25 protein-coding genes are annotated in these 25,779 nt (G+C 72.3%); 13 read left to right on the plus strand and 12 right to left on the minus strand.

Annotation, left to right across the window (positions count from 1 at the left end; genetic code table 11):
* Positions 1 to 35: 35 nt before the first annotated feature.
* A complete protein-coding gene (locus ASF75_RS05115; RefSeq protein WP_056069349.1) occupies positions 36 to 710 on the minus strand; it encodes a DUF6518 family protein in 675 nt (224 codons plus the stop codon).
* 149 nt (positions 711 to 859) lie between these two features.
* Positions 860 to 2,311, minus strand: coding sequence for a PLP-dependent aminotransferase family protein (locus ASF75_RS05120; protein ID WP_235517534.1), 1,452 nt, complete (start codon positions 2,309 to 2,311; stop codon positions 860 to 862).
* Between the two features lie 61 nt (positions 2,312 to 2,372).
* On the opposite strand from ASF75_RS05120, the gene ASF75_RS05125 reads away from it, so the two are divergent.
* From ASF75_RS05125 to ASF75_RS05135, 3 genes are all read left to right on the plus strand, one after another.
* Positions 2,373 to 3,026 (plus strand): YczE/YyaS/YitT family protein, encoded by a 654-nt coding sequence (locus tag ASF75_RS05125; protein ID WP_042539079.1) that lies wholly within the window; start codon positions 2,373 to 2,375, stop codon positions 3,024 to 3,026.
* 134 nt (positions 3,027 to 3,160) lie between these two features.
* Positions 3,161 to 4,063, plus strand: coding sequence for a DUF4097 family beta strand repeat-containing protein (locus tag ASF75_RS05130; protein ID WP_042539081.1), 903 nt, complete (start codon positions 3,161 to 3,163; stop codon positions 4,061 to 4,063).
* Positions 4,060 to 4,641 carry a PadR family transcriptional regulator gene (locus ASF75_RS05135; RefSeq protein ID WP_017886242.1) on the plus strand — a complete coding sequence of 194 codons (582 nt, stop codon included), beginning with the start codon at positions 4,060 to 4,062 and terminating at the stop codon, positions 4,639 to 4,641. Before ASF75_RS05130 ends, ASF75_RS05135 begins: the two co-directional genes overlap by 4 nt.
* Before the next feature lie 83 nt (positions 4,642 to 4,724).
* Here the strand turns inward: ASF75_RS05135 and ASF75_RS05140 are convergent, their stop codons facing one another.
* Positions 4,725 to 5,177, minus strand: a complete 453-nt coding sequence (locus ASF75_RS05140) for a MerR family transcriptional regulator (protein WP_056069352.1) — start codon at positions 5,175 to 5,177, stop codon at positions 4,725 to 4,727.
* Positions 5,178 to 5,307: 130 nt separating this feature from the next.
* On the opposite strand from ASF75_RS05140, the gene ASF75_RS05145 reads away from it, so the two are divergent.
* From ASF75_RS05145 to ASF75_RS05160, 4 genes are all read left to right on the plus strand, one after another.
* Positions 5,308 to 7,533, plus strand: a complete 2,226-nt coding sequence (locus tag ASF75_RS05145; protein ID WP_017886244.1) for an APC family permease — start codon at positions 5,308 to 5,310, stop codon at positions 7,531 to 7,533.
* A gap of 11 nt (positions 7,534 to 7,544) precedes the next feature.
* On the plus strand, positions 7,545 to 8,300 hold the full coding sequence (locus tag ASF75_RS05150) for a hypothetical protein (protein WP_017886245.1): 756 nt from the start codon (positions 7,545 to 7,547) through the stop codon (positions 8,298 to 8,300).
* Between the two features lie 61 nt (positions 8,301 to 8,361).
* Positions 8,362 to 8,637 carry a DUF3072 domain-containing protein gene (locus ASF75_RS05155; protein ID WP_017886246.1) on the plus strand — a complete coding sequence of 92 codons (276 nt, stop codon included), beginning with the start codon at positions 8,362 to 8,364 and terminating at the stop codon, positions 8,635 to 8,637.
* 120 nt (positions 8,638 to 8,757) lie between these two features.
* Entirely contained in the window at positions 8,758 to 9,198 is a 441-nt protein-coding gene (locus tag ASF75_RS05160; protein WP_056069356.1) for a DoxX family protein, read from the plus strand.
* Positions 9,199 to 9,220: 22 nt separating this feature from the next.
* On the opposite strand, the gene ASF75_RS05165 is transcribed toward ASF75_RS05160, so the two are convergent.
* Positions 9,221 to 10,348, minus strand: a complete 1,128-nt coding sequence (locus ASF75_RS05165) for an NAD(P)-binding domain-containing protein (RefSeq protein WP_082509460.1) — start codon at positions 10,346 to 10,348, stop codon at positions 9,221 to 9,223.
* A gap of 158 nt (positions 10,349 to 10,506) precedes the next feature.
* Here ASF75_RS05165 and ASF75_RS05170 point away from each other — a divergent pair, with 158 nt between their 5' ends.
* Entirely contained in the window at positions 10,507 to 10,725 is a 219-nt protein-coding gene (locus tag ASF75_RS05170; RefSeq protein WP_017886249.1) for a DUF3073 domain-containing protein, read from the plus strand.
* 289 nt (positions 10,726 to 11,014) lie between these two features.
* On the opposite strand, the gene purM is transcribed toward ASF75_RS05170, so the two are convergent.
* Positions 11,015 to 12,130 (minus strand): phosphoribosylformylglycinamidine cyclo-ligase, encoded by a 1,116-nt coding sequence (gene purM, locus ASF75_RS05175; protein WP_056069361.1) that lies wholly within the window; start codon positions 12,128 to 12,130, stop codon positions 11,015 to 11,017.
* A gap of 74 nt (positions 12,131 to 12,204) precedes the next feature.
* Between purM and purF the strand changes: the two genes are divergently transcribed.
* Entirely contained in the window at positions 12,205 to 13,662 is a 1,458-nt protein-coding gene (gene purF / locus ASF75_RS05180) for an amidophosphoribosyltransferase (protein ID WP_042539088.1), read from the plus strand.
* A gap of 84 nt (positions 13,663 to 13,746) precedes the next feature.
* On the opposite strand, the gene ASF75_RS05185 is transcribed toward purF, so the two are convergent.
* Positions 13,747 to 14,148, minus strand: coding sequence for a hypothetical protein (locus tag ASF75_RS05185; RefSeq protein WP_017886252.1), 402 nt, complete (start codon positions 14,146 to 14,148; stop codon positions 13,747 to 13,749).
* 108 nt (positions 14,149 to 14,256) lie between these two features.
* On the opposite strand from ASF75_RS05185, the gene ASF75_RS05190 reads away from it, so the two are divergent.
* Entirely contained in the window at positions 14,257 to 16,845 is a 2,589-nt protein-coding gene (locus ASF75_RS05190; RefSeq protein ID WP_156155332.1) for a helix-turn-helix transcriptional regulator, read from the plus strand.
* Between the two features lie 387 nt (positions 16,846 to 17,232).
* On the opposite strand, the gene ASF75_RS05195 is transcribed toward ASF75_RS05190, so the two are convergent.
* Positions 17,233 to 17,604, minus strand: a complete 372-nt coding sequence (locus ASF75_RS05195) for a sterol carrier family protein (protein ID WP_031259311.1) — start codon at positions 17,602 to 17,604, stop codon at positions 17,233 to 17,235.
* A 57-nt stretch (positions 17,605 to 17,661) separates the two neighbouring features.
* Between ASF75_RS05195 and purD the strand changes: the two genes are divergently transcribed.
* Both purD and ASF75_RS05205 read left to right on the plus strand, forming a co-directional pair.
* Entirely contained in the window at positions 17,662 to 18,930 is a 1,269-nt protein-coding gene (gene purD, locus ASF75_RS05200) for a phosphoribosylamine--glycine ligase (protein ID WP_017886255.1), read from the plus strand.
* Entirely contained in the window at positions 18,927 to 19,796 is an 870-nt protein-coding gene (locus tag ASF75_RS05205) for a phosphoribosylaminoimidazolesuccinocarboxamide synthase (protein WP_056069364.1), read from the plus strand. Before purD ends, ASF75_RS05205 begins: the two co-directional genes overlap by 4 nt.
* Positions 19,797 to 20,133: 337 nt before the next feature.
* Here ASF75_RS05205 and ASF75_RS05210 read toward each other — a convergent pair whose 3' ends face one another.
* The gene (locus ASF75_RS05210; RefSeq protein WP_056069367.1) at positions 20,134 to 21,348 is read right to left on the minus strand and encodes a PP2C family protein-serine/threonine phosphatase; all 1,215 of its coding nucleotides are present in this window, start codon (positions 21,346 to 21,348) and stop codon (positions 20,134 to 20,136) included.
* A gap of 109 nt (positions 21,349 to 21,457) precedes the next feature.
* Here ASF75_RS05210 and ASF75_RS05215 point away from each other — a divergent pair, with 109 nt between their 5' ends.
* Positions 21,458 to 21,775, plus strand: a complete 318-nt coding sequence (locus tag ASF75_RS05215; RefSeq protein WP_017886258.1) for a hypothetical protein — start codon at positions 21,458 to 21,460, stop codon at positions 21,773 to 21,775.
* Between the two features lie 37 nt (positions 21,776 to 21,812).
* Here ASF75_RS05215 and ASF75_RS05220 read toward each other — a convergent pair whose 3' ends face one another.
* The 4 genes from ASF75_RS05220 to ASF75_RS05235 all read right to left on the minus strand — a co-directional run bounded on the left by ASF75_RS05220 (position 21,813) and on the right by ASF75_RS05235 (position 25,728).
* Complete coding sequence (locus ASF75_RS05220; RefSeq protein ID WP_056069370.1) at positions 21,813 to 23,432, minus strand: MFS transporter; 1,620 nt, start codon at positions 23,430 to 23,432, stop codon at positions 21,813 to 21,815.
* 252 nt (positions 23,433 to 23,684) lie between these two features.
* The gene (locus ASF75_RS05225) at positions 23,685 to 24,512 is read right to left on the minus strand and encodes a helix-turn-helix transcriptional regulator (RefSeq protein ID WP_156463790.1); all 828 of its coding nucleotides are present in this window, start codon (positions 24,510 to 24,512) and stop codon (positions 23,685 to 23,687) included.
* On the minus strand, positions 24,509 to 25,156 hold the full coding sequence (gene lepB / locus ASF75_RS05230) for a signal peptidase I (protein ID WP_071250460.1): 648 nt from the start codon (positions 25,154 to 25,156) through the stop codon (positions 24,509 to 24,511). The genes ASF75_RS05225 and lepB overlap by 4 nt, the downstream gene beginning before the upstream one ends.
* Positions 25,153 to 25,728, minus strand: coding sequence for a hypothetical protein (locus tag ASF75_RS05235; RefSeq protein WP_139179626.1), 576 nt, complete (start codon positions 25,726 to 25,728; stop codon positions 25,153 to 25,155). The genes lepB and ASF75_RS05235 overlap by 4 nt, the downstream gene beginning before the upstream one ends.
* Positions 25,729 to 25,779: the final 51 nt, after the last annotated feature.

Here is a 25,779-nt window from a genome sequence, read left to right on the forward strand (position 1 = left end):
CAGGACCCGCCGACGGATCGGGACCCGCCGGACGATCAGGACCCGCCGAGCAACAGGTACGCCCCGAGCACCGCGACGGTGCCGACCACCCCGGCCCCCAGCCCCACCACGCGCCCGACCGGCGACCGCGCGCCGACGACCCCGATGCCGAGGAGCACCACCCCGACCACGATCTCGACGATCCACGTGCCGTGGCCGGTCGTCGCCGCGACCTGCAGGAGTCCGCGGACGCCCTCGCCGAGGAGCACCGCGGCGGTCACACCGAACGCCCCCGCCCGCCACCGGGCGTCATCGGAGCGCACGGCCACGGCGACCGCTCCGGCCAGCAGTCCGGCCGGGACCCCGAGCAGCACCCACGGGTTCGTGATCGACAACACGTCCGGGAACCCGCGCAGTACCGTCGTGGCCCAGTACCCGACGTGCATGAGTTCGAGGAGCACGACGCCGAGCACCGTCGCCAGCGGCAGGGCGATCCGGCCCGCTCGGGCTCCGGCCACCAGGCACAGCAGCGCGGCAACCACGAACCAGGGGCCGGCGGAGTTCGACACCGAGGCGAGTGCGGGCACGGCCTGCCCGAACGCGGTCAGGACCCCCGCCAGGAACGCCCCGCTCAGCGCGATGGTGACCCGCACCACGGCGGGGACCGCCGCGGGCGGCTCGACCGACGTCGGCACAGCGGAGCGGGTTCCGGCGGACAGGGTCGCGTTCATGGCACCCAGCCTCGCCGGACCCCGCTGAAGCCGCATCACCCCGGGGAGCGAGAACCCCCGACCCGACCTCACCCCAGAGGATGACGCCGAGCCTCGGCGGACGGCCCCGAGCCTCGGCGGACGACGCCGAGCCCCGGACGACGCACCTCTCAGACCACCGCCGCCAACGACCCCCGCACCCCGGTCGACTCGCCGCCCACCCGTTCCCACGACCGCGACAGCACTTCCACCAACCGCCCCCGATCCGCCGGGGCCATCGTGAACGGCACCCGCAGGAACCGCTCGAACCCGCCGTCCGGCCCGAACACCCCGCCGGAGGCGAGCACCACACCCTCGGTCCGCGCGGCGAGCACGAGCGCGCTCGACACGGGTCTGCCGAGCCCCACCCACGTCGTCAACCCGCCCGCCGGTGCCGGGACGTCCCACTCCGGCAGCCGCGCCCGGAGCGCGCCCACGACGGCGTCGCGACCTTCGCGCAGGGACGCACGCCGCGCCTCCAGGACGGCAGCCGTGCGCGGGACCAGCTCGCGCACGACCAGCTGGTCGAGCACGGGGGTGCCGAGGTCGCCCGTCGGGCGGGCGAGCAGCAGCCGCTGCAGGAGCGCCGGGTCGGCGCGGATCCAGCCGATCCGCAGCCCACCCCAGAAGACCTTGGCGGCGGAACCGATCATCACGACCGACGCCCCCGTCGGGTCCGCCGCTGCCAACGGCGGCGACGGCGAACCGTCGATCCGGAGCTCCCCCATCGTCTCGTCGGCGATGACGGTCGTGCCGACCGAGGCCGCGGTCGACAGCAGGAGCTGGCGGGTCGATGCGGACATGGTCGCACCGGTCGGGTTGTGGAGCTCGGGCATGACGTACGCGACCGAGGGCGCGGTCCGGCGGAGCGTCGTCTCGAGCGCGGCGGCGTCCCACCCGGTCCGCGCGTCGACGGGGACGCCGACCAGGCGGCCGCCGGCCTCGCGGAAGGCCTCGTGCGCGTGCGGGTAGGTCGGCGACTCGACGAGCACGGCGTCGCCGCGGCGGACGAGCACGCGTGCGAGCAGCGCGATGGCGTGCTGCGCGCCGATCGTCACGATGACCTGGGCGGGATCGGTGGGCAGCCCGCGCTCGGTGTAGCGGGCGGCGATCGCGGCCCGCAGGCCGGGGTCGCCGACGGTGTCGTAGCCGATGCCGGCGAGCGCCGCCGGCACGTGTCGGACCGCTCGCTCGACGGCCTCGTCGATGCCGGGGGCCGCGTGCAGGGCAGCCTTGCGGAGGTCGAGCACGTCCCCCTCGACGACCCCGCCGAGGCGTTCGGGGTCGGGCCGGCCGACCAGGTCCCGGGGCAGGTGGACCACGCTGCCGGAGCCACGGACGGACACCAGGAACCCGTCCGAGCGCAGTCGGGCGTAGGCGTTCGCCACGGTGGTGCGCGAGACGCCGAGGGCTGCGGCCAGTCCGCGCTCGGCCGGCAGCCGGACCCCCTGGGCGACCCGACCGTCGATGATCAGGACCCGGAGGGCGTCGGCGAGCGCCTCGTAGGCGGGGGCGGTGGTGCCGGCGCGCCAGTCGGTCAGCAGGTGGGCGGCGGCGCGAGCACTGATGAGAACCGGGGGCACGGGTCCACGGTAGCGCGATTGGCTCTCGACCAGCAGGCCAATCCATCGCGACGATGGGACCATGCCCCGCCGCACCGCCCTCACCCTGCGATTCGTCCAGCTCTTCGTCGGGCTGTTCCTCTACGGCGCCTCGACCGCACTGCAGGTCCGCGCGGTGGTCGGTGTGAGCTCGTGGACCGTGCTGACCCAGGGGCTCGAGAACGTCGTCCCGTGGTCGTTCGGCGTCATCACGGTCGTGTCGAGCGGGGTCATCCTGCTGCTCTGGATCCCGCTCCGCCAGAAGCCGGGCGTCGGGACGCTGCTGAACGCCCTGGCGATCGGACCGAGTGCCGACCTGGTGCTCTGGCTCGTGCCGGAGCCGTCGGGGATCGTCGCCCGGATCGGGCTGTTCGCGGCGGGGCTCGTGCTGCTCGCGATCGCGACGGCGTTCTACATCGGTGCGGGGTTCGGCACCGGGGCGCGGGATGGCCTGATGGTCGGCCTGCACCAGCGGCTCGGCTGGCCGATCTGGCTCGCGCGGACCCTGGTCGAGGTGACCGTGGTGATCGTCGGGTGGGTGCTCGGCGGGGACGTCGGTGCGGGCACCGTCATCGCGGCGTTCGCGATCGGCCCGATGGTCCAGCCGCTCATGCCGCACTTCCGCCGGTTCCCGTGGAGCCCGGAGCGCCGGATCGTCCAGGAGGCGCGCCCCACCCCCGTCACGCACGCTTCGTGAGCAGGAACGGTCGGGTCGCACGGCCCCACCCGACCACTTCTGCTCACCATCCGCCCGGCACCCTTGCGGAGCGCCGAGTCGCGATATAGCGTGACCTCCACAGACACGATACATCGCGAGTTCCAGGAGGCACCATGGCGCAGGAGAAGTGGCTCGTCGACGAGCCCAAGGTCATCGACACCGGCATCGTGCGCACTGTGCGCGTCGGTCTCGTCGGCGGACAGGTGGACGTCGTCGCGCACGACGAGCCGACCGCACGGGTCGAGATCCACAGCGTGTCCGGCAAGCAGATGCTCGTCGAGGTCGACGGCGACACGCTCACCGTCGACCACCCCCAGGTCCGGTGGGACGACCCCATCGGGTTCCTGAAGTCCTTCCGCGGCAAGGCCCACGCCGACGTCAGCATCCTGGTCCCCCGCGACGCCGGCATCACGCTCGGTGTCGTCTCGGCCGGTGCGCTGCTCTCCGGCACGAACCGCGGCGCGACCCTCAACACGGTGTCCGGCGACCTGGTGGTCGACGGCGTCGCGGGTGACGTCACGGTCAACGCCGTCTCGGGCGCCACCACGATCCGCGACCTCGACGGCGCCCTCACGGTGCACACCGTCTCCGGCGACGTCGTGGCCACCGGTGAGATCCCCCGGTTCCAGGCCGACGGCGTCTCTGCCGACGTCGTGCTGGACCTGCACGGGGTCCCCGAGTCCGCCCGCATCAACACGGTGTCCGGCGCGGTGAGCGTCCGGCTCGAGGACGGCGTCGCCTACAACTGCACGGTCAACACCGCGACCGGCAGGCTGCAGTTCGACGACGCCGAGATCCGCGGCGTGCGCGGCTCGTACGTCAAGCAGGGCGGCGAGCTGTCCGGCCAGTGGCTCGACCTGCGGGTGAACTCCGTGTCCGGCGACATCGCGGTGCTGCACGCCCCGCCGGTCGCCGAGGCGCCGGCCGCACCGACGCCGCCGGCGACTGCGCCGAGCACGCCGACGGCGCGGACGGCTCCGACCACCCCGACGAACGACAGCGAGGTGCCCGAATGAGTCCCGTCTTCGCCCACGGCCACCTGCGTCTCTACCTGCTCGTCCTGCTCGCAGACCACCCCATGCACGGCTACGAGCTCATCCAGGCACTCGGCGACCGCTTCGGCGGCACCTACGTGCCGAGCGCCGGCACCGTCTACCCCCGGCTCGCGAAGCTCGAGGACGACGGCCTGGTCTCCAAGACCGCCGACGGCCGCAAGACCGTCTACGCGATCACGGACGCCGGTCGCGCCGAACTCGCGGCGCGTGCCGACGAGATCGCCGCGGTCGAGTCCGGCCTGAGCGACTCGGTGAAGTCGTTGGCCGACGGCGTGCGCGCCTCGGTGGGCGAGGCCATGCGCTCGCTCCGTGCCGACCTGGCCGCCGCGGCCGAGAGCCCGGCGACCGGTTCCACCGAGGAGCCCGTGTCCGTCCCCTCGGACAGCGCCCGCGCCCTGCGCGAGCTCGAGATGGCACTGTCGTCGTTCCGGCAGCAGGTGCGCGCGGACCTGCGTCGTCGCGCGACCCGCGGCACGCTCGGTTCGGACACCGTGACGCGTCTGCGTGACGGCCTGGAGGCCCTGCGCAAGTCGCTCTGACGGCCCGCGGCCGACAGGCGGTGGCGACCAGGGCCTCCCGGCCGTCGTCCGCCCGCGGTCGCGACCGACGCATCCACGGAAGCTCACCGCCCCGCAACCGTTGGGTCGTCGGCCGACGGCCGCGTCGGCGCGAAGCCGGCGAACGCGTCGGACGCCGTCAGGGGTTCCCCGTGCGAGACGCGCGCGACGGTGGTGCGCACCGCCGCGAGCTGCCGGGCCAGCCGGTCCCGCTCGTGCTCCAGCCATCGCAGGTGCACCGTGAGTGCCGCGACGTCGTCGCCCTCGTCGTCGAGTCGTCGCGCGATGTCGGGCAGGGCGAAGCCGAGCCCGCGCAGCAGCAGGATCCGCTGCAGCCGGACCAGTGCGTGGTCGTCGTAGCGCCGGAGTCCACCCGCTCCGACGGCGGTGGCCGGCAGCAGTCCGACCGCCTCGTAGTGCCGCAGGGTCCGGCTCGAGACACCGGCGGAACGCGCCACCTCGGCGATGGCGTGGGGTGCTTTCGCAGCTGCCTCGTCGGTGCCTGTCGATGCGCTCATGCTCGCGACTGTACTGCTTGACGCTGCGTCAACCGCAGTGGGTACCGAGCAGCCGCCGCCGAGCGCCCGCGGCCGACCGGGAATGTGCGGCGGGGGAACCGTGTTGACTCGCGCCCGGAACTGAGTAGGTTTGCCGCTCGTGACGAACGAGATCCGGTCGTTGAAAGCGCGACTGATCGGGGATCCCCTCCCCTCCGAGAAGCTCGAAGGACAGCTCCTCCCGAAGCACCTGGCCCTGCCGATCTTCGCGAGTGACCCGCTGTCCTCTGTCGCGTACGCGCCGCAGGAACTCCTGATGATCCTGCTGCTCGGTGGCATGGCCTTCCTGACGTTCGCGCCGTGGGTCGCCGCACTCGTCGTGCTGCTGCTCGTCGTGGTCGTCGCCTCGTACCGGCAGCTCATCAAGGCCTACCCGTCCGGTGGTGGCGACTACGAGGTGGCGCACCGGAACCTGGGCGAGAAGGCCGGGCTGGTCGTCGCCAGCGCACTGCTCGTCGACTACGTGATGACGGTGGCGGTGTCGGTCGCCTCCGGTGTCGACAACATCATCTCGGCGCTCCCGATGCTCGACCACTTCCGCGTCGAGCTCGCCCTGCTGTTCGTCGTGCTGCTCGCCGCCGCCAACCTGCGCGGCGTGCGCGAGTCGAGCAAGGCCTTCGCGATCCCGACCTACCTGTTCGTGGCGAGCGTGTTCGTGATGGTCGTCACCGGGCTCGTCCGGGTCGCAGCCGGCAACGCCCCGGTCGCCGAGTCCGCGGCGTACACCGTGCAGAACGTGGAGCACACGACGCAGGCGGCGTTCATCCTGCTGCTCCTGCGTGCCTTCGCCTCGGGATGCTCGGCCCTGACCGGCGTCGAGGCCATCGCGAACGGCGTGCAGGCGTTCCGTCGCCCGAAGATCAAGAACGCGCAGGCCACCCTGGTCGCGATGGGCGGCATCGCGATCGTCCTGTTCATCGGCCTCATCACCCTGGCGCTCGTGTCGCACGTGCACTACGCCGAGCGCGCCTGCGACCTGCAGGGCTTCGCGAACTGCGCGACCACGCCGCAGCGCTCCCTGATCGCGCAGATCGCGGCGGCGACGTTCGGCAACAACTCGGTGCTGTTCTTCGTGATCCAGGCGACGACCGCGGCGGTCCTGCTCCTCGCCGCGAACACGGCCTTCAACGGGTTCCCGCTGCTCGGCTCGATCCTGGCGCGCGACTCGTACGCCCCGAAGGCGCTGTCGACCCGCGGCGACCGCCTCATCTACTCGAACGGCGTCATCGTCCTCGCCCTGGTCGCCGCGGCCCTGCTCGTGGTCTACCGGGCGAACGTCACCAGCCTGATCCAGCTCTACATCATCGGTGTCTTCGTGTCGTTCACGCTCGGGCAGACGGGCATGGTCGTGCACTGGACGCGGCTGCTGCGGGCGGACCGCGACGGAACGGTGCCCGACGGCGACCCTGCCGTGAACCGAGGGCAGGTCGTCCGCTCCCGCACCATCAACGCGATCGGTGCCACCTTCACCTTCGTGGTGCTCGTCATCGTCACGATCACGAAGTTCACCCACGGTGCCTGGCTCGTGTTCCTGATCATGCCGGTGCTGTACGTGCTCATGCTCGGCGTGAACCGCTACTACCGCGACGTCTCGCACGAGATCGAGGCCGACGTCGAGACGAAGTTCGGCGCCACCGGCGACCACGCCATCGTCCTGGTGAACAAGCTGCAGAAGCCCGTGCTCAAGGCGCTCGACTACGCGGTCGCCGCCGAGCACGCGAGCATCGAAGCCGTGCACGTCGCCATCGACGACGCCGAGTCCCAGCGTCTGCGCGACCAGTGGGCGGAGTACGGCATCCAGGTGCCGCTGACGATCGTGCCGAGCCCGTACCGCGACATCTCGATGCCCCTGATCAAGTACATCAAGGCGCACCGGGCCGAGCACGGCTCCGAGGTCGTCACCGTCTACACGCCGATCTTCATCGTCGGCCACTGGTGGGAGGGGCTGCTCCACAACCACCGCGGCCGCCGCATCCGCAAGAAGCTGCTGCTCGTGCACGGCGTCACCGTGGCCCTGGTGCCGTGGCTGCTCGACTCGTCCGAGCTGCTGTACGGCCGCCGCTCCCGCCCGCTGCCCGGCCAGGAGCGCCGCGGCGAGCCCGTCCGGCCCCCGCTCCGCCGGCCAGCGCAGCCCGGGTCGTCGGCCGAGGGCGCAGCCGAGGACCGCCTGCTCCGGTCCGCCGAGCGCAACAGCATCCAGCCGCGCCGTGCGACCCGTCCGGCCGGCCCCGCCGAGGGCGTCGACCCCGCGCTCTGCACGGGCGAGATCCACGCCCTCGTCCCCTCGCCGCCGCGACGGGGAGCCGACGAGTCGTAGCATGTGGCCCCATGACCATCAGTGACCTGCGGACGTTCGCCACGTTCGACGGACACGGCGGCAAGGTCTCGAAGCGCGTCGAGGTGCTCGACCACGAACCGCCGGCCGGCAGCCCGCTCGAAGGACTCGTCGCCGTGCGCGGCGAGCACCCGCTCGGTGCGGTCGACGAGCGCGCCGCCGACGAGTCCGCCGCGCTCTCCCGCGGGGTCCCGAGCGTCGGGTGGGTCGACCCCGCCGCGCTCCGCGACTGGTACCGCCCCGACCGCGTCGTCCTGACCCGGCTCGAGGCGCGGCGTTCCGGCATCGAGCCCGGCGTCTACGCCGACTCCCGTGGGCGCGGTCGCGTCCGGATCGACGGCCTGGAGGCCCACCTCGCCCCCGACGGTCGGCCCGCCTTCCGCGCGCTGGCCGGGCCCACCGCCGAGCCCGTCGTCGACGTGCCCCTGCCGACCGACCAGGCCGTCCGCCTGGTGGCGGTGACCGACGTCGCCGAGGGGCTCGAGGTCGTCACCGCGCCGGTGTCACCGTTCCTGCAGCCCGGTGAGCACCCGGCGTACGGCGACGATGTGGTGGGCCTGCCGCCGCGTCCGGCGAGCGGCTTGGTCCGGGTCACGGCGTCGGTGCTGCTCGACGGCGAGCTGCACGAGGTCGACCGCATCGACGAACGTGCCGCGACGATCTGGATCCGGCGCGACGACCGCGTCGTGCCGATCGCCACGAGTGCCGTCGGGCCCGACCTGGTGCGGTACGCGGCCACCGCGGTCTGAGGCCGGTCGGGGGACGCCGCTGCTGCGTGTCGTGCCGGGGGTGCGGCGTACGTTCGCGGACATGAGTGACGCAGACCGCGACCAGCAGCAGACCCCGGACGCACCGATCCAGGGCGAGACCCTCGGTGGCCCCCGACCCGACCCCTCCACCGACGCGAGCAAGGACCCCGAGCAGTGGGTCACCGGCGACGAGCCGATGACCGGGCCGCAGCGCAGCTACCTCGACACCCTGGCCCGTGAAGCCGGCGAGGAACTCCCCGCCGACCTCACCAAGGCCCAGGCGTCGGAGCACATCGACCGCCTCCAGCAGCAGACGGGCCGCGGCGCCGATTCCTGAGAAGCAGTCCGCCCTTCGGCGGACCGCTGTCTGTGCATGCTCTGGGCATGTTCTGGCGAAGCGCGGGCAGTGCCCTGTCCGAGGGTGATCGATGACGCGTCAACGGCTACCTTCGTGGCCATGCGAACGACATCGACCTCCATCGGCCTGACCGCGCTCCGCATCGTCCTCGGGGTGGTGTTCATCGCCCACGGTGCCCAGAAGTTCGCCCAGGGCATCCCGAACGTGGTGCAGGGCTTCTCGGGCATGGGTGTCCCCCTGGCCGAGGTCGCGGCACCCCTCGTCGCCGGCCTCGAGCTCGTCGGCGGCGTCCTGCTCGTGCTCGGTGTCGCGACCCGCGTCGTCGGCGTGCTGCTGGCCGTCGACATGGTGGTGGCCGGCGTCCTGGCCCACGGCTCGGCCGGCTTCTACTCGCAGGACGGCGGGTTCGAGTACGTGCTCGTGCTCGCGGTGGCCTCGCTCGCCGTGGCGCTGACCGGGCCCGGGCGGTTCTCGCTCGACGCCCTGGTGCTCAAGTCGTCGCGACGTCGTCGTGGCATCGAGGAGCCCCTCCCCGCCTGAGCCGCGCGTCCCGGTTCCGTCTTCAGGCCGCCAGCGTGTCCATGACCTGGCGGGCGATCAGGCGTCCGGCCCGGTTCGCCCCGATGGTCGACGCCTGTGGGCCGTACCCGGCCAGGAACAGCCGCGGCTCCTCCGCCGACCGACCGTCCTCGACCACCACACCGCCCGCCGTGGTCCGCAGGTGCAAGGGCGCGAGGTGCCGCAGGTCAGCCCGGAACCCCGTCGCCCAGATCACCGCGTCGGCGTGCACGTGGGTACCGTCGCCGGTCACCACGCCGCTCTCGTCCATCCGCGCGAACATCGGCTCGTCGCGCAGCACGCCACGGTCGATCCCGGCCCGGATCCGTCGCGACACGGGGACCCCGGTACCACTGACGATGCTCGGCAGGACCTCGCCGGCGCGAGCGGCGCGGTCCTGTTCGTCGACGGCGGCCACCGCGGACTCGACGTCGAGCGAGGCGGTCCCGGCCCAGACCATCGGGCGCCGCGTGAACCACCGCGTCGAACGGGCGACGCCGTCGAGCTCGAGCAGGAACCCGATCGCGCTCGTCCCACCGCCCACCACCACGACGTCCTGCCGGGCGAAGTCGGTGGCGCTGCGGTACTCGGTCGTGTCCACCTGGCGGCCGCGGAACACGTCGCGCCCCGGGTACCACGGCACGAAGGGCGTGCCCCACGTGCCCGAGGCGTTCACCACCACGTCGGCGCCGATGCGCGTGACGGTACCGTCGGCGCCCCGGGTCGTGACGCACAGCCCACCGTCCACCTCGCCGACTGCGCCGATGCGCGAGACGGACGTCACCGACACGGGCCGCCGCACCCGCAGGTCGTAGTGCTGTTCGAACCGGCGGTAGTACTCGCCGACGACGTCCCGCGCGGGTCGTGACCGGTCGGCGTCGTCGAACTCCAGGCCCATCGCGCGCATCCCGGGCAGGTCGTGCACCCGGTGCGCCGCCCCGAGCCGCAGGGCCTCCCACCGGAACTGCCACGCTCCTCCGGTGCTCGGCGCGCGGTCGAGGATCACCAGGTCGGTGCCGGGGACGAGCCCCAGGCGCCGCAGGTGGTATCCCACCGAGAGTCCCGCCTGCCCCGCGCCGATCACCACCACGCGGGCGTGCTGGTCGACCGGGGTCTCGAGGGGTTCCGTCATCACTTCGATTCTGCTGTGCGGGCCAGCCGTCGCGCGACGTCCAGATCGAGGTACATGGTAGAGTGATCGGCAGATTTCAAACCACGAACCGTCTGGTTCCCCGAGTGATCCTCCGTCATTCGCCAGGACCGGACCAGAGCCGAACGAGGGGGTCACGCATGGGGCGCGGCCGTCAGAAGGCGAAGCACACCAAGGTCGCCCGTGAGCTGAAGTACTTCAGCCCGCAGACGAACTACGGTGCGCTCGAGCAGGAGCTCTCCGCCGGACAACACTCCGACGAGAACTACGTCGACCGTTGGGCGGACCAGTACGGTCCGGAACCGGCGGAAGACGAAGACGAGTTCGAGACCCAGGCAGACCAGAACAAGTCCGCCTGACATCTCTTGTAGTCGCGCCGCGCAGCCCCCGGGCAGCGCGGCGTTTCTGCGTGTCCGGACACTGCGTGGCCGGACACTGTGCGCCCGGACACCGGGTCCGCCCGTGCACCGATCGGCGCGCCCGGGCCCCGGCTTCGAGTGGTCACGACTCCCCGCGCACACGATGCCGAGCGGTCAAGAACCGTCGGTTGCAGGCCCGCCAGGCGACGGTTCGTGACCACTCGCCGCACGCACCACGGCGCGGCGGAACGGGCCAGCGGCATCGCACGGCACGGCACGGCAGGTCAGGTCAGCCCGCGTAGCTCCCGACGAGCCGGACCGCGCCACCGTCGACGCCCTTGGCGCCCTGCTCGAAGCCGGTCAGGTCACGGGCGGACGTGGCGATCGTGCCCACGGGCCACGTCGGCATGCCGGCGGCACCGAGCGACGCGATGACCTCGGCAGCGGCACCGGCCGAGACGACGGCGAACATGCCGATGCCCAGGTTCCAGGTGCCCTCGGTGTCCTCGATCGGGGTGCCGGCCATGTCCGCAAGGACCCGGAAGACGGGGAGCGGCTGCCAGGTGGAGCGGTCGACCTCGACCCAGGAGCCGACGGGCAGCACGCGCGCCAGGTTCGCGGCGATGCCACCACCGGTCACGTGCGAGAGCGAGTGCACCGCGCCCGGGTGCTGCTCGAGGAGCGCCAGGAGCGGTGCGGTGTACAGGCGGGTGGGCTCGAGCAGGGCTTCACCGACGGAGACGGCGCCCCCGAACCCGGCGCCGCTCAGCTCGGGCAGCTGGTCCGTGAACCCGACGCCCCGCGTCGACAGGATGTGCCGCACGAGCGAGTAGCCGTTCGAGTGCAGACCCGACGACTCGATCGCCAGGACCACGTCGCCGTCCTGCACCAGGTGCGCGCCGAGCTGGGCATCGGCCTCGACAACGCCCGTCGCCGCACCGGCCACGTCGTAGTCGTCCGGGCCGAGCAGACCGGGGTGCTCCGCGGTCTCGCCACCGACCAGGGCGGTGCCGGTCTCCGAGCACCCGCGGGCGATGCCGGCGACGATGTCGGCGATGCGGCCAGGCACCACGCGGCCGCAGGCGATGTAGTCGGTCATGAACAGCGGCTTCGCGCCGACCACGACGATGTCGTCGACGACCATGCCGACCAGGTCCTGCCCGATGGTGTCGTGCTTGTCGATCGCCTGCGCGATGGCGACCTTGGTGCCGACGCCGTCGGTCGAGGTCGCGAGCAACGGGTGTGAGAAGTCCTTCAGGAACGAGACGTCGTAGAGCCCGGCGAACCCACCGACGCCCCCGAGGACCGAGGAGTTGTGGGTGGCCGCGACCGCGGACTTCATCAGTTCGACGGCCAGGTCACCGGCAGCGGTGTCCACTCCGGCTTCGGCGTACGGGTTGGGCATGCGGAGTCCTTCGCGGTGACATGGCAGACTTGTGCGGTACCCCCCGATTCTACTGATCTGGAGCACACCCGCGAATGTGCGGCATCGTCGGCCTTGTTGCGCAGGGCCCCGCCAACCAATCCATCTACGACGCACTGCTCCTCCTGCAGCACCGCGGGCAGGACTCGACGGGCATCGCCACGGTCGAGGGTCACGTGCACCACATGCACAAGACCCGCGGGCACGTGCGCGAGGCGTTCCGGACCCGCGACATGCGTGCCCTCCTCGGCACCATGGGGCTCGGGCACGTCCGGTACGCCACCAAGGGCGCCGCGACGAACGAAGAAGAAGCCCAGCCGTTCTACGTGAACGCGCCGTACGGCATCGTCCTCGTGCACAACGGCAACCTCACCAACACGCGGGAACTCACGCGTGAGCTGTTCGACATCGACCGTCGACACCTGAACACCACGAGCGACACCGAGCTCCTGGTCAACGTGCTGGCCCACGAGCTGCAGGGCCAGGTCCGCGGCGCGAACCTCGACCCAGGACAGGTCTTCGACGCCGTCGAGCGCGTGCACGAGCGGGTCGAGGGCTCCTACGCCACGATCGCGACCATCGCCGGGCACGGGCTGCTGGCCTTCCGCGACCCGTTCGGCATCCGCCCGCTGATCCTCGGCCACAAGTTCGACGAGGCGGGGCAGCCGGAGTGGGTCGTCGCGAGCGAGTCGCTCGTGCTCGAGTCCGGCGGCTACGAGATCGTCCGCGACATCGCTCCGGGCGAAGCCGTCTTCATCGAGATGAACGGTCAGATGCACGCCCGCCAGTGCGCGAAGAACCCGCGCCTGGTGCCGTGCTCGTTCGAGTACGTCTACCTGGCCCGTCCCGACTCGGTGATGAACGGCATCTCGGTCTACGACGCACGTCTGCGCCTCGGCAACCGCCTGGCCGACACCATCGAGCAGTACGCGCCGACCGGTGACATCGACGTCGTCATGCCGATCCCGGACTCCAGCCGTCCGGCCGCCATGCAGGTCGCGCGGAAGCTCGGCATCGAGTACCGCGAGGGCTTCTACAAGAACCGCTACGTCGGCCGCACCTTCATCATGCCGGGCCAGGCGGAGCGCAAGCGTTCGGTGCGTCAGAAGCTCAACGCGATGTCGTCCGAGTTCAAGGGCAAGAACATCCTGATCGTCGACGACTCGATCGTGCGTGGCACGACGAGCCGCGAGATCGTCGAGATGGCCCGGGCCGCCGGCGCGAACGAGGTCACGTTCACGAGCGCGGCTCCCCCTGTCCGGTTCCCGCACGTCTACGGCATCAACATGCCGACGCGCGCTGAGCTCATCGCGCACGACCGGAAGATCCCGGACATCAACCGCGTGCTCGGCAGCGACCACCTGATCTACCAGGAGGTCGGGGACATGCGCGACGCCATCATCGAGGGCTCCGACGTGACCGACCTCGAGATGAGCTGCTTCACGGGCGAGTACGTCACGGGCACCGTGAGCCCGGAGTACCTGTCCTGGGTCGAGGCCAACCAGCTCAGCTAGGTCGCGTCCGAGACGCGACCAGACGACAGACGGGAGGCCCGGTGCCAGCTGGCACCGGGCCTCCTGTCCGTTGATCGGGGGCGGCTACGGCCGCTGGTCACCGTGGTCGTCGAGCTCGCCGTCGACCGTCTCGGGCGGGAGTTCGACCTCGACGCGCTCCGCCGTCAGGCGGGCCGACCGCCGGGCGTAGACCCGGTCGAACACGACGGCGACGACCGCGCCGACGAAGGCGCCGATCGTGACGCCCCACAGGCTGAAGTAGCCGACCAGGCTGCCGAAGCTGGTCTGGTCCCGCTGACCACCGAGGTTCATGGTGAGGGCGACCACGACGAGGGTCGCGAGGAAGCCGAGCACGGCACCGCCGACGATGAACACGCCGAACTTCGGGGCACGGCGGATGGTGACCTCGTCGGGGCTGGCGACCGCGCTGGGAGCCGGGGCCGGCGCGGGGAGCGGCTGCTCGTCGGGTTGATCGGTGTTGCTCACCCGTCCATTGTCCCCCACTGTGGGACGTCCCGCGGCCTGTGCGCTGCGACCGATCCGGGAGAGGATGGTCGCTACTGGTCAGTATCCCAAGCGGAAGAGGTGCGTCGCGTGCGTGAACCAACGGCACCCGCCCGCGGTCGCCGACCCACCTCGCCCGCCCGCGTCGCCTGGCCCGTCGCGCAGCGCGTCGAGGAGGACCGCGCAGTCGCCGTCGTGGCCGAGCACCGCTGGAGCGTCGCGATCGTCGGGGCCCCCGGTCTCGGCAAGAGCACCGCCGCCGCTCGCGTGACCGACCGGGTCGCCGGTCGTGACGGCACCGGCCGCACCGTGGTCGTGCCGATCACCGCGGTCGCCGCGAGTCGGTCGATGCCCTTCGGCGCCGTCGTCGAGCGCTTCGGCGAACTCCCCGCCTCGATCTCCGAGCTGTCCGACGACGCGAGTGCCGAGCAGCGCTTCCGGGCGATCGAGGACCTGGTCGACCGTGACGTGCTGCTCCGTGTCGACGACGCCGACCACCTGGACGCGATCTCGGCGCGGTACGTCGCCTGGCTGGTCCGTCGGCAGGGCGCGCGACTCGTCCTGACCTGCCGCGACTTCACGGCGCTCCCCGAACCGCTCCGCGCGCTGTGGCAGGACGACCTGCTCGAACGCATCGACCTGCAGCCGCTGGCGTTGCACGAGACAGCCGCGCTCGTCGCCGAGGCGCTGGGCTCACCGCTCGAGAACGCCTCGGCGGAGCGCGTGCACCGGGCCACCGCCGGCAACCCGCTGTACCTGCGCGAGGTGGTGCGCGCAGCACGGGCCTCCGGTGCGCTCGACCACACCGCGAGCGGCTGGTACTGGCGTGGGCGGGTGACCGCGTCGGACAGCCTGGCGGACATGTACCGCACGGAGCTCGGGACGCTGCCGGAGGACCTGCGTGACGTCGTCGACATCGTGGCCCTCGCCGACCCGATCCCGCTCGCCCGTCTGCTCGGACTGGTCACCGGCGGAGACGTCGACCGGGTCGTCGCGCTCGGCCTCGTCCGGATCGACTCGCTCGACGACGGTGCCGCGGTCGTCCGGCCGTCGCACCCGCTCGTCGGCGAGGTCATCCGGACCCTGGTGCCGGTGGCCCGACGCACGGCGCTCTTCGCCCGCGCCAACGCCTTCCGCACCGACCGGCCCGAGGGCGCTCCGCCCGCCGCACGGCTGCGCGCCGCACTGTGGTCGCTCGAGTGCGGGGTCCTACCGTCGGTCGACCAGCTGCTCGACGCGGCACAGGTCGCCGTGCGGTTGCAGGAGCACGAGAGCGGGATCGCCCTGGCCTCGGCAGCACTCCGCACGACCCTCACCCCGACCGAGCAGGTCACGGCGCACTGCCTCCGCTCGCTGGCGCACTCGTACTCGGACGGCCGCGAAGCCGGCCGTGCCGATGCCGAAGCGGCGTGGGGCATCGCGAAGCGGCACGTCGGCGACGTCACCGACGAGGCCGTCACCGAGGCGTGCGAGATCCTGGCGAACATCCGCCAGTTCCACGACGACGACGTCGCCGCCGCGCTCGCCCTCACCGACGCCGCCGTGCACCTGGTGGTGTCCGACGAAGCGGTCGAGCGTCTGCGGTTGCTGCGGATGGCGCACCAGGGCTGGGGCGGCGACTTCGCCGAGGTCCGTGCCGAGATCGAGCGCAGCGGCATCGTGCAGGCACCGACGATGCCGATGTCGTTCCTGGCCGTCGCACCGTGCGCCGTGATGGCGTTGGCCACCGCTGGCCGGCTCGACGACGCCGCAGCCCTGGGCCGCCGGGCACTGGCCACCGCGGTGGCACACGTCGAGGCAGCCCCGTGGAGCGTGGGCGAGAACTCCTCCGTCCTGCACCAGGTGCAGGTGTGGCGCGGCGACCTCGACGACCTGATCACCGAGGTGCCCGCCGGACGTTCCAGCCCCTACCTGAAGTACGACTTCACCCTCGAGCTCATCGGCCAGGGCAACCTGGCCATCGGACAGCGCCGATGGGACGACGCGATCGCGGCCTTCACCGCGGCGTGCGAGCGGTACGACATCGCCGACCACGGTGGGTTCGCCGCGTACCCGTGGGCCCGCTTGGCGATGTCACACGCGTATGCCGGGCACCCGGAGGACGCAGCCCGGGCGCTCGAACGTGCGAAGACCACGCCGCAGCGGGCGATGCGGATCACCGGTGAACAGGTCGCCGTGACCATCGCCTGGACCGAGTCCGTGCTCGGCAACCCCGCCGGTCTGCAGCACGCCGACGAGATCATCGAACGCAGCACCGCGAACGGGTCCTGGACGCACGTGATGTACGGGTACGCCCTGCACTACTCGGTCGGCATGCTCACCGGGCGCGAGAGCCCCGGCACGCTCGACCGGATGCGCGACGCCGCCTCGCGCGTCGACGGGCCGCTCGCCGCCGCCATCGTGCAGTACGCGGACGCGGTGCAGGCGGACGACCGGACCCGGGTGATCGCGGCGCAGGGCGTGCTGGCGGTCCACGGCATGTCGGTGGCTGCCGGACGGTCCAAGCCACCGCTGACGAAGCGCGAGTACGAGGTCGCCGAGCTCGCCGCACAGGGCCTGAGCAACCGGCGGATCGCGGAGTCCCTCGGGCTCTCGACGCGGACGATCGACGCGCACCTGTCCCGTGTCTTCGCGAAGTGGGACCTGCACGCGCGGTCGGAACTCACCGAGCTGCTCTGAGCGGACGGCCGGCCGGTGCTGCTCGGCGCCCGGCGCGGGCTGTTCGGCACCTGGCAGGGGGCGCTCGGCGCCCCGCGAGGGGCTGCTTCGCGTTCGACATCACGTGTCGCGCACGCAAGAACGTTGCGGATTGCAGCACAACACGCCGCCGCGATTGACACGACGTGCGGAACATCGCGTACCTTTGTCCCTGTCGCCGGGTTCGGACCCGTTCGGGTCGGGTCCGAATCCCGGCGACTTCAAGCTTAGGAACGCGATCGATGCGGGCGCATCGGTAGGCACTACCTAATTCGCGCCGGACTCCGCGCGGCGTCACGGACGCCCGGGTCGGGTGTCCGTCGCCGATGCCGGATCGGGCGTCGCCGCCGATGCCGGGTCCGAGCGGTGTCAGGCGCCGGGAGCGGGCAGCCGGACCGGCAGGAACGCCGTCAGGTCGGCGCGTGATCCCGATGCGCTGACGCGTGACTGCGCGACCGCCTCTGCCCAGGTCAGCTCGCCGGACGCGAGTGCCAGCCACGTGGTGGCGTCGGTCTCGACCACGTTCGGCGGCGTGCCACGGGTGTGCCGGGGGCCGGGGACTGCCTGGATCGCAGCGAACGGCGGTACCCGCACCTCGACGCTGTTCCCCGGGACCTCGTCCGCCAAGCACTGCAAGGTCCACCGCACCGCGGTCGCCACGGCGGGTCGAGCCGTCTCCCCACCGCGCACCGCAGCCAGTGCCGCGCGGCCGTCGGCGTCCTCGATCCTCCTGGGTGGCATCTCCACAGGCTAGCCCCCGCATCGCGGGCGGTGAGTCGGGCTGGGTAGGGTGATCGGGTGCGAATCCTCGTCCTCGGTTCCGGTGCCCGCGAGCACGCGATCATCACGGCCCTGCTCGCTGAGCATGCCGGTCACGTCATCACGGCAGCGCCCGGCAACGCCGGCATCGCGGCCGACGTCGAGACCGTCTCCCTCGACCCCACCAACGGTGCGCTCGTCGCCGAGTACGCGATCGAGAACGACGTCGAGCTCGTCGTCGTGGGCCCCGAGGCCCCGCTCATCGCCGGCGTGGCCGACCCGGTGCGCACCCGCGGCATCCCGGTGTTCGGCCCGGGCAAGGCCGCGGCCCAGCTCGAGGGCTCCAAGGCGTTCGCCAAGCGGATCATGGGCGAGGCCGGTGTGCCCACCGGGCGTCCGGTCTACGCCGGCACGGTGGACGAAGCCGTCGGCGCCATCGACGAGCTCGGCGCACCGTACGTGGTCAAGGCCGACGGGCTCGCCGCCGGCAAGGGCGTGCTCGTCACCGACGACCGCCAGGCCGCGATCGACCACGCCACCTACTGGCTCCAGCACGGCCACGTCGTGGTCGAGGAGTTCCTCGACGGCGAAGAGGTCTCCTTGTTCTTCCTGAGCGACGGCCACGACGTCCGTGCGCTCAGCCCCGCGCAGGACTACAAGCGCCTGGCCGACGGCGACCTCGGCCCGAACACGGGCGGCATGGGCGCGTACTCGCCGCTGCCCTGGCTCGCCGACCGCTGGCCGTCCGAGCAGGCCTTCGTCGACGAGGTCACCGAGCTCGTGGCCCTGCCGACGGTCCGCCGGCTCGAGCACGAGGGCACGCCGTTCGTCGGGCTCCTGTACTGCGGCCTCATCGTCACCGAGCAGGGCGTCCGCGTGATCGAGTTCAACGCACGGTTCGGCGACCCGGAGACGCAGGTCGTGCTCCCCCGCCTGGCGACCCCGCTCAGCGAACTCCTGCTCGCCGCAGCCACCGGGCAGCTCGGCGCCGTCCCCGCTCCCGTGTTCCGGGACGACGTCGCCGTGACCGTCGTCCTGGCGAGCGAGGGCTACCCGGAGAACCCGCAGACCGGCCGACCGATCACCGGCATCGACGACGCGAACGCCCGCGACGGCGTCTCCGTCGCGCACGCTGCCACCGGCGTCCTCGACGACACGCTCATCGCCACAGGGGGCCGGGTGCTCAGCGTGGTCGCGACGGGGTCCGACTTCGCCCAGGCCCGCGAGCGTGCCTACGCCGGGCTCGGCGACATCACGCTCGACGGCGCGCAGTTCCGCACCGACATCGCCGCGAAGGTCGCCCGGTGACCGCCCCCGCGCCGATCGCCGGCTGGCGGCACGTCTCGTCCGGCAAGGTCCGCGAGCTCTACGTGCCCGAGGGCACCGCCGACCTGTCGAGCGCATCCGAGTTGCTGCTCGTCGCCTCGGACCGGGTCAGCGCGTACGACTTCGCGCTCGAGCCGCCGATCCCCGGCAAGGGCGAGCTGCTGACCCGTCTGTCGCGCTTCTGGTTCACCCAGCTCAGCGACGTCCCGAACCACATCATCGGCCCGTCCTCCGGTGGCACGCCGGTGCCCGCCGACGTCGAGGCACGGTCGATGCACGTCATGCCGCTCACGATGTTCCCCGTCGAGTGCGTGGTACGCGGGTACCTGGTCGGCAGCGGCTGGGCCGAGTACCAGGAGCGCGGCAGCGTCTGTGGCGTCGCGCTCCCCGCCGGGCTGTCGAACGGCGACCGCCTGCCGGAGCCGATCTACACGCCGGCGTACAAGGCGGCCCAGGGCGAGCACGACGAGAACATCTCGTACGAGCAGACCGTCGACCTGGTCGGTGCCGAGACCGCGGCGACCCTGCGCGAGCTCTCGCTGCACGTCTACACCGAGGCCGCGGCCATCGCGCTGGACCGCGACGTCGTCATCGCGGACACCAAGTTCGAGTTCGGGCAGGACGCCACCGGTCGGATCCGCATCGCGGACGAGGTCCTGACGAGCGACTCCAGCCGCTACTGGGACGCCAGATCCACCGACCGCACCGACTCGTTCGACAAGCAGATCGTGCGGGACTGGCTCAGCGCCAACTGGGACCGCCAGGGCACGCCGCCGGTGCTCCCTGACCAGATCGTCGAGCGCACGGCTGCGCGCTACGCCGAGCTGATCGAGCGTCTCGGGGCCTGACGCCGCACCCGGCCGGCGTCCGGCTCCGGTCACGACACCCCGCTCACGTCCGGCGAACGGTCACGAAGCGTCGCCCGACGCCCCGCCAACCGACAGTTCGCGACCACCCGACGGCACGCACACGACGTGTCGCGACCACCCGCCCCGCGCCGCCTGATGCCTGGCGCCCGGCCGACCGGCGGTCACGACACCCCGCTCACGCCCGGCGAACGGTCACAAAGCGTCGCCCGACGCCCCGCCAACCGACCGTTCGCGACCACCCGACGGCACGCACACGACGTGTCGCGACCACGCGCCGCGCGACCGGCCGACGAGCCAGCCGACGGTTCGTGACCGCTCAGGCCTCCACGGCGTCGCGCGCCACCACGACGACGGTCAGGTCGTCGCCCGGGTCGTGCTCGACGACGCGGGCTCGCACCCGCTGCAGGAACGTCTCGACGTCCGCGGACTCCCGGTACAGCGACCCGAGTTCGGACAGCGCCGCGAGCGTCGAGTCCCAGAGCTCGAGCGCGCCGTCGGTCACGACGATGAGCACCTCACCCGGCCGGAGCACGAGCGACCCGGCCGCGCGGGGCATCCCGGTGGGGTGCAACCCGATCGGCAGGTCCGACGACCGCAGGATGCGCTCGGCACCGTCGTCGCGGAGCTGCAGCACGAGCCCGTGCCCGGCATCGGCGAAGTCGAGTTGCCCGGTGGACGGGGTCAGCCGCCCGTGGAACATCGTCGCGAAGGACTCTGCGCGGCTGAGTTCGGGCGCGACCTGCACCTCGAGTTCGGCGAGCGCGACGCACGGGTCCTGGTCGCCGCGGGCGAGCAGCCCACCGCGGATGTTCGCCGCGAGGAGCCCGGCGGACATCCCCTTGCCCATGACGTCCGACACGGTGAGGTGGATCGAGTCCTCGCCGGAGCGGTGCCAGTCGTGGAAGTCGCCGGAGACGAGGCCGTGCGGGATCGACACGCCCGTGATCCGGTACCCGGGGACCTGCACCTCGGCCGGCTGCAGACCGTTGAGCACGGTGCGCAGTCGGTCCTCGTCCGCACCGGCGAGCAGTTCACGCTCCGCCCAGATGCCGAGTTCCTGCAGCAGTTCGAGCTCGTCGGGGTCCAGGGTGCGCGGCTCGGGGTCGATCAGGCAGAGGGTGCCGATCTTCAGGTCGTCGTCGGGGGCGCGGAGTCCGACGCCGGCGTAGAACCGGACGTTCGGGTCGCCGAGCACCATCGGCAGGTCGGCGTACCGGTCGTCCAGTCGGGCATCGGCGACGACCACGGGGCCCTGCTCGCCCAGGGTCCGGCCGCAGAACGTGTCCTGCAGCGGGATGACGGGGCCGAAGACCGCGTCGCTCTGCTGCGACTTGATGGTCAGGGTGTTCTCGCCGGCCAGGTTGAGGAACGAGCCGGAGACCCCGAGGGCCTCGCGTGCGATCCGGGTGATCCGTTCGAACCGTTCCTCGACGCCGCCGTCGACCACGTCGAGCGCCGCGATGAGGGCCGCTCGCCGGACCGCATCGGCCTCGGTCGGCGCGGGCACGGACATCGCGGTTTCCGGCTGCATGCGTCCACGGTAACGCGCCGAACGGACAGCGCCTGGCCCCAGTCCGGAGGGCGCAGGAGCGCGGGCGGAGCGCACTGGAGCGAGCGAGCATCGGCGTACGCTGGTCGTCGTGCTCCGAGTCGTCCCCGCAACCGTCCTCGGCGTGGCCGCGCTCCTGGCCCTCGCCGGCTGCGGCGCCCACGACTCCACCGGCCAGGTGTCGGTCACGGTCTCGTCGAACGCCGCCGACCGCCCCTACGAGGTCAAGGTGTTCGCCTCGACCGGCAAGCTCTCCGAGCACCAGCGGGTGTTCCCGGGCGGGACGGCCGACTTCGCAGGTGTGCCGCTCGGCCAGGTCACCGTCCGCGCCGGCGACCTCTGCCCCCAGACGACCAAGGTCTCCAACGGCACGGTCGCGACGGTCACCCTGACGACGACGGGCTGCTGACCCCGTCACCCCGACGACGGCCCGCTGACCCTGCCCGTCACCTCGACGACGGCCCGCTGGCCCCCTCCGCCACCAGGTGCTCCACTCGCGGTTCACCCGCGATCTCGTGCACGGCCCGCAGGGTCCGGGCATCGTCACCGGTCTGCCGGACCTCGTGCTGGTCGACGTGCTCCTGCCACGATCCCACTCGGAACGCCTCGACCCAGGCGTCCGGCCCGGTCGCCCGGTCCCGGTACAGGTTCCAGTCACGGGCGCCGGTCCGGCGTCGGCTCCGCCCGAGCCGTTCGGCCCGCGCCCGGAACTCGTCGACCGCGCCCGCCGGGACCGTCCAGTGCAGCAGCACGAGGGTCTCCCCCGTTGCAGCGCCGTGGTCGTCCGGCACGAACACCTGGTCGCCGAACGGCATCGGCGTCACGGCCCGCTGTCGATCGGTGAGCACCGGGAACCCGGACACGAGCAGCAGGGCGGCACTGAGCGCGGTGAGGACTCCGGCCCCGGCGAGCACGCCCGTCACCCCGAGGGGTGTGGCGACGGCACCGGCGAGCGCTGCCCCGATCGCCGTGCAGCCGAAGAGCACCAGCTGGTAGGCGGCGAGCCCTCGGGTCCGCACCCACGCGGGCAGGAACGCCTGCACCGTGCCGTTCAGCGTCGTCACCACGGCGATCCACGCCACCCCGCCGACCAGGAGCGCGACGAGCACGACCGCCAGCACCGGGACGAGGGCGACGACCGTGGTGCAGACCCCGAACACGACCGAGGCGGTTCCCACCGTGCGGCCGATCCCGAGCCGTGCGCGGACCGCGGGCATCACGAACGCCCCACCGACCGAACCGGTGCCGACGGCGGCGAGCAGCAGGCCGTACCCGCCGGACGACAGCCCGAGCGACCCGTCGGCGACGAGCGGCAGGAGTGCCCACAGCGCGTTCGCGGGCACCATGAAGACCGCGAGCTGCACCAGCAACCGGCGGACGACCGCCGCGTGCAGGACGTACCGCAGGCCGGCGCGGGTCGCGTCGATGAACGGTTCGGCCCGGGTCTCGGGCCGCTGGTAGCCGCGCCAGGCGACGAGCACCACCAGGAAGAGCGCGAACGACAGCGCGTTGGCCGCGAACACGAACGGCACGCCGAGCTGCGCGATCACCACGCCGGCGAGCGCCGGTCCGATCGCACGGGCGACGTTGACCCCGACGGAGCTCAGCGCGGCGGCGTCGGTGATGGCGGCACGCGGCACGATCTCGGGTACGAGTGCCTGGTACGCGGGCAGCTGGAGTGCCGAGGCCGTGCCGAGCAGGAACGTCACGGTGAGCAGGAGCGCCGGGGTCATGTCGCCGGTCGCGGTCAGCACGGTCATCACGACGCCGACGACCACCTGGAACGCCTGCACGCCGATGAGCAGGCGTCGCCGGTCGACGAACTCGCCGATCACCCCGGCGGGGATCCCGACGAGCAGCACCGGCAGGCTCGATGCGGTCTGCACGAGGGCGACGACGACGGGTGCGGCGTGCTCGTCGACGAGCAGCCACTGCGCCCCGACGGTCTGCATCCAGCTGCCGATGTTGCTCACCAGCACCGCGATCCACAGGGCGCGGAAGACCGGTATCGCGAGCGGCGCCAGGGCGCCGCCGCGGGGTGCGTCGGTGGTGCGGTCCGTGGTCACGTCGCCTCCTGGGGTGGAACCGGGACTGTCTGGAGGCGCGGTGCGCGTCGGGCGCACACCGCGCCTCCAGGCCGTGGTCGCGTCACACGCGCACCGTGGCGACCAGGACGCACGGTCCGGGCGCCGTCACGCCCGGCGCGGCAACTGCGGGCAGGATAGCCGGAATCCGCAAAGTACGGGAGGGCCAGGCTCCGCGGGTTCGGTCAACGGACGAACCGGACCGAGCCGGGCCGAGCCGGCCCCGATCCGGGATCACCGCGTCGGTCGACCCGTGCCCAGGGCGCCCCGTTCGATGGTCTGGTGCGGCTGCTCCCCGAAGCGATCCCGGTAGTACGCCGCGAACCGACCCAGGTGACGGAACCGCCACCGCCGCGCGACCTCGCTGACGAGCAGCGCGCGGGCACCCGGGCGCCCCAGCTCCAGGTGCACCCGGTCGAGTCGTACCTCGCGCAGGTACTCCATGGGGGTGACGCCGAGCCGACGGCGGAACAGGTCCTGCAGCCCGCGCTCGCTCAGGTCGCAGGCTGCCGCGACGTCCGCCACGGTCAGCACCTGGTTGGCATGGTCGTGGACGAAGCCGATCGCCCGCCGCATCCGGTCCGCGACGTCCGATCGTGACCGGGTGAAGGTCGACAGGACGACGGTCGCGATCCGTCGGTTCAGGGCCGCACGGTCGTCGACGGGCAGGGCGGGGTCGAGGATGCGCCCGGAGACCTCACGCAGCAGTGCCCGCAGTGGTTCGAGCGCGGGGTCGGCCGCGTCCGGCTGCCGGAACACCCAGGGCTCCCCCGTCTCGCCGAGCAGCGACGGCGACAGGTGCAGCAGCGTCGTGGCGGTCGCGTCGGTCTCGAAGCCGTACGCGGACGATGCCGAGAGCATCATCGGCCGCTCCGCCCCGACCTCCCAGTGCTCGCCGTCGTCCGCGGTCAGGCTGGCCCGGCCGTCGGCGAGCCAGAACACGACGTGGTCGGGGCGCGGACCGATCGTGCCGGACCGCTTGCCGGGGGTCGCGATCCGGTGGATCGACAGGTCGTCGTCGCCGCCGGTCTCGTACCCGAATCCCTGGTCGTCCGTGGTCACGGCGACGGGACCCGGTCCCACTCGTCGCCGTACCGGGACAGCACCGACCACCGCGAGATCGGCCACGTCGTCACGAAGGCGCGCCCCACGACGTCGTCGACCGGCACGGTGCCGTGCACCCGCGAGTCGGCGGAGTCGTACCGGTTGTCGCCCATCACCCAGATGCGCCCCTTCGGCACGGTGACCTCGAAGTCCTTGCCGACGACGCGGTTCGACCCGCGTTCGAGCACGACGTAGGGCTCGTCGACCGCGTGCCCGTTCACCGACAGCCGGCCCCGGGTGTCACAACACGACACCGTGTCACCCGGCAGGCCGATGACCCGCTTGATCAGGTCGTCGCCCTGGCCCATGCCGAGCCAGCCGCCCGGGTCGTGGAACACCACGACGTCACCGCGCTGCAGCGGGACGACCCCGGGCACGAGCTCGTTGACGAGCACCCGGTCCCCGATGAGCAGCGTGTTCTGCATCGAGCCGGAGGGGATGGAGAACGCGCGGACCAGGTAGGCCTTGACCAGGAAGGACGCCAGGAGCGCCACGACGACGATGATGACGAGGTCGCGCAGGAACCGCAGACCGCCGCGCTTCGGGTCGGTCTCGGCGGCGGGTCCGGAGTCGGGTCCGGCGTCGGGGTGCGTGTCACTCAATGCGTCAGCACCACCTTGACGAGGCCGATCACGAACGCCACCGCGGCGAGCACGATCCCGCCCCACAGCCCGAGGAACGTCGGCTGCTTCCCGCTGAACCGCTGCATGAACACCCCCACCAGACCGATGCGCACGACCAGGATCACGGTCGCCGCGATCTGCGCCCACTCGGCCGGCAGCCAGCCGATCCAGGCCGCCGCGTAGAGGACCGCCGGGATCAGCCCGGAGGTCGCGATCGGGTTGGCGTTCCGGACGATCGTCGCGACGGACTCGCGGCGGGCAGCACGCTCGGCGGCTGATCCTTCGCCGTCGTCGCCCAGGCCGTGCGCGACCAGGTGCGCGAGCACGTGCGCCAGGTACGTCAGCACCGCGGTCGCCAGCACGGTCGCCACCGCGGCGCCGTGGTGGATCTGCTCCGGGTCCACCGCGATCGCGACGGCCAGCACCGTGATGTTGCCGTAGATGTAGGACGACATCCGGTCGCGCACGTGCTCGAGTGGCAGGTCGCGGGGGTCCGGGCGACCGCCGCGGGGTCCGCGCCCCGGTCGCGAGGGCCGTCGTGTTCGTGGCATCCGTCCATCTTGGCCCCCGCGGTCGGCCGTCCGCCGACAGGACACCGGGTG

The sequence above is a fragment of the Curtobacterium sp. Leaf154 genome (assembly GCF_001424595.1).
Classification (GTDB): Bacteria; Actinomycetota; Actinomycetes; order Actinomycetales; family Microbacteriaceae; genus Curtobacterium; species Curtobacterium poinsettiae.

Bases quoted from the DNA above. Each gene is read 5' to 3' on its own strand.
- ASF75_RS05115 (WP_056069349.1), bottom strand. From the start codon at position 710: ATGAACGCGACCCTGTCCGCCGGAACCCGCTCCGCTGTGCCGACGTCG.
- ASF75_RS05125 (WP_042539079.1), top strand. From the start codon at position 2,373: ATGCCCCGCCGCACCGCCCTCACCCTGCGATTCGTCCAGCTCTTCGTC.
- ASF75_RS05130 (WP_042539081.1), top strand. From the start codon at position 3,161: ATGGCGCAGGAGAAGTGGCTCGTCGACGAGCCCAAGGTCATCGACACC.
- ASF75_RS05135 (WP_017886242.1), top strand. From the start codon at position 4,060: ATGAGTCCCGTCTTCGCCCACGGCCACCTGCGTCTCTACCTGCTCGTC.
- ASF75_RS05140 (WP_056069352.1), bottom strand. From the start codon at position 5,177: ATGAGCGCATCGACAGGCACCGACGAGGCAGCTGCGAAAGCACCCCAC.
- ASF75_RS05150 (WP_017886245.1), top strand. From the start codon at position 7,545: ATGACCATCAGTGACCTGCGGACGTTCGCCACGTTCGACGGACACGGC.
- ASF75_RS05155 (WP_017886246.1), top strand. From the start codon at position 8,362: ATGAGTGACGCAGACCGCGACCAGCAGCAGACCCCGGACGCACCGATC.
- ASF75_RS05160 (WP_056069356.1), top strand. From the start codon at position 8,758: ATGCGAACGACATCGACCTCCATCGGCCTGACCGCGCTCCGCATCGTC.
- ASF75_RS05165 (WP_082509460.1), bottom strand. From the start codon at position 10,348: ATGACGGAACCCCTCGAGACCCCGGTCGACCAGCACGCCCGCGTGGTG.
- ASF75_RS05170 (WP_017886249.1), top strand. From the start codon at position 10,507: ATGGGGCGCGGCCGTCAGAAGGCGAAGCACACCAAGGTCGCCCGTGAG.
- purM (WP_056069361.1), bottom strand. From the start codon at position 12,130: ATGCCCAACCCGTACGCCGAAGCCGGAGTGGACACCGCTGCCGGTGAC.
- purF (WP_042539088.1), top strand. From the start codon at position 12,205: ATGTGCGGCATCGTCGGCCTTGTTGCGCAGGGCCCCGCCAACCAATCC.
- ASF75_RS05195 (WP_031259311.1), bottom strand. From the start codon at position 17,604: ATGCCACCCAGGAGGATCGAGGACGCCGACGGCCGCGCGGCACTGGCT.
- ASF75_RS05210 (WP_056069367.1), bottom strand. From the start codon at position 21,348: ATGCAGCCGGAAACCGCGATGTCCGTGCCCGCGCCGACCGAGGCCGAT.
- ASF75_RS05235 (WP_139179626.1), bottom strand. From the start codon at position 25,728: ATGCCACGAACACGACGGCCCTCGCGACCGGGGCGCGGACCCCGCGGC.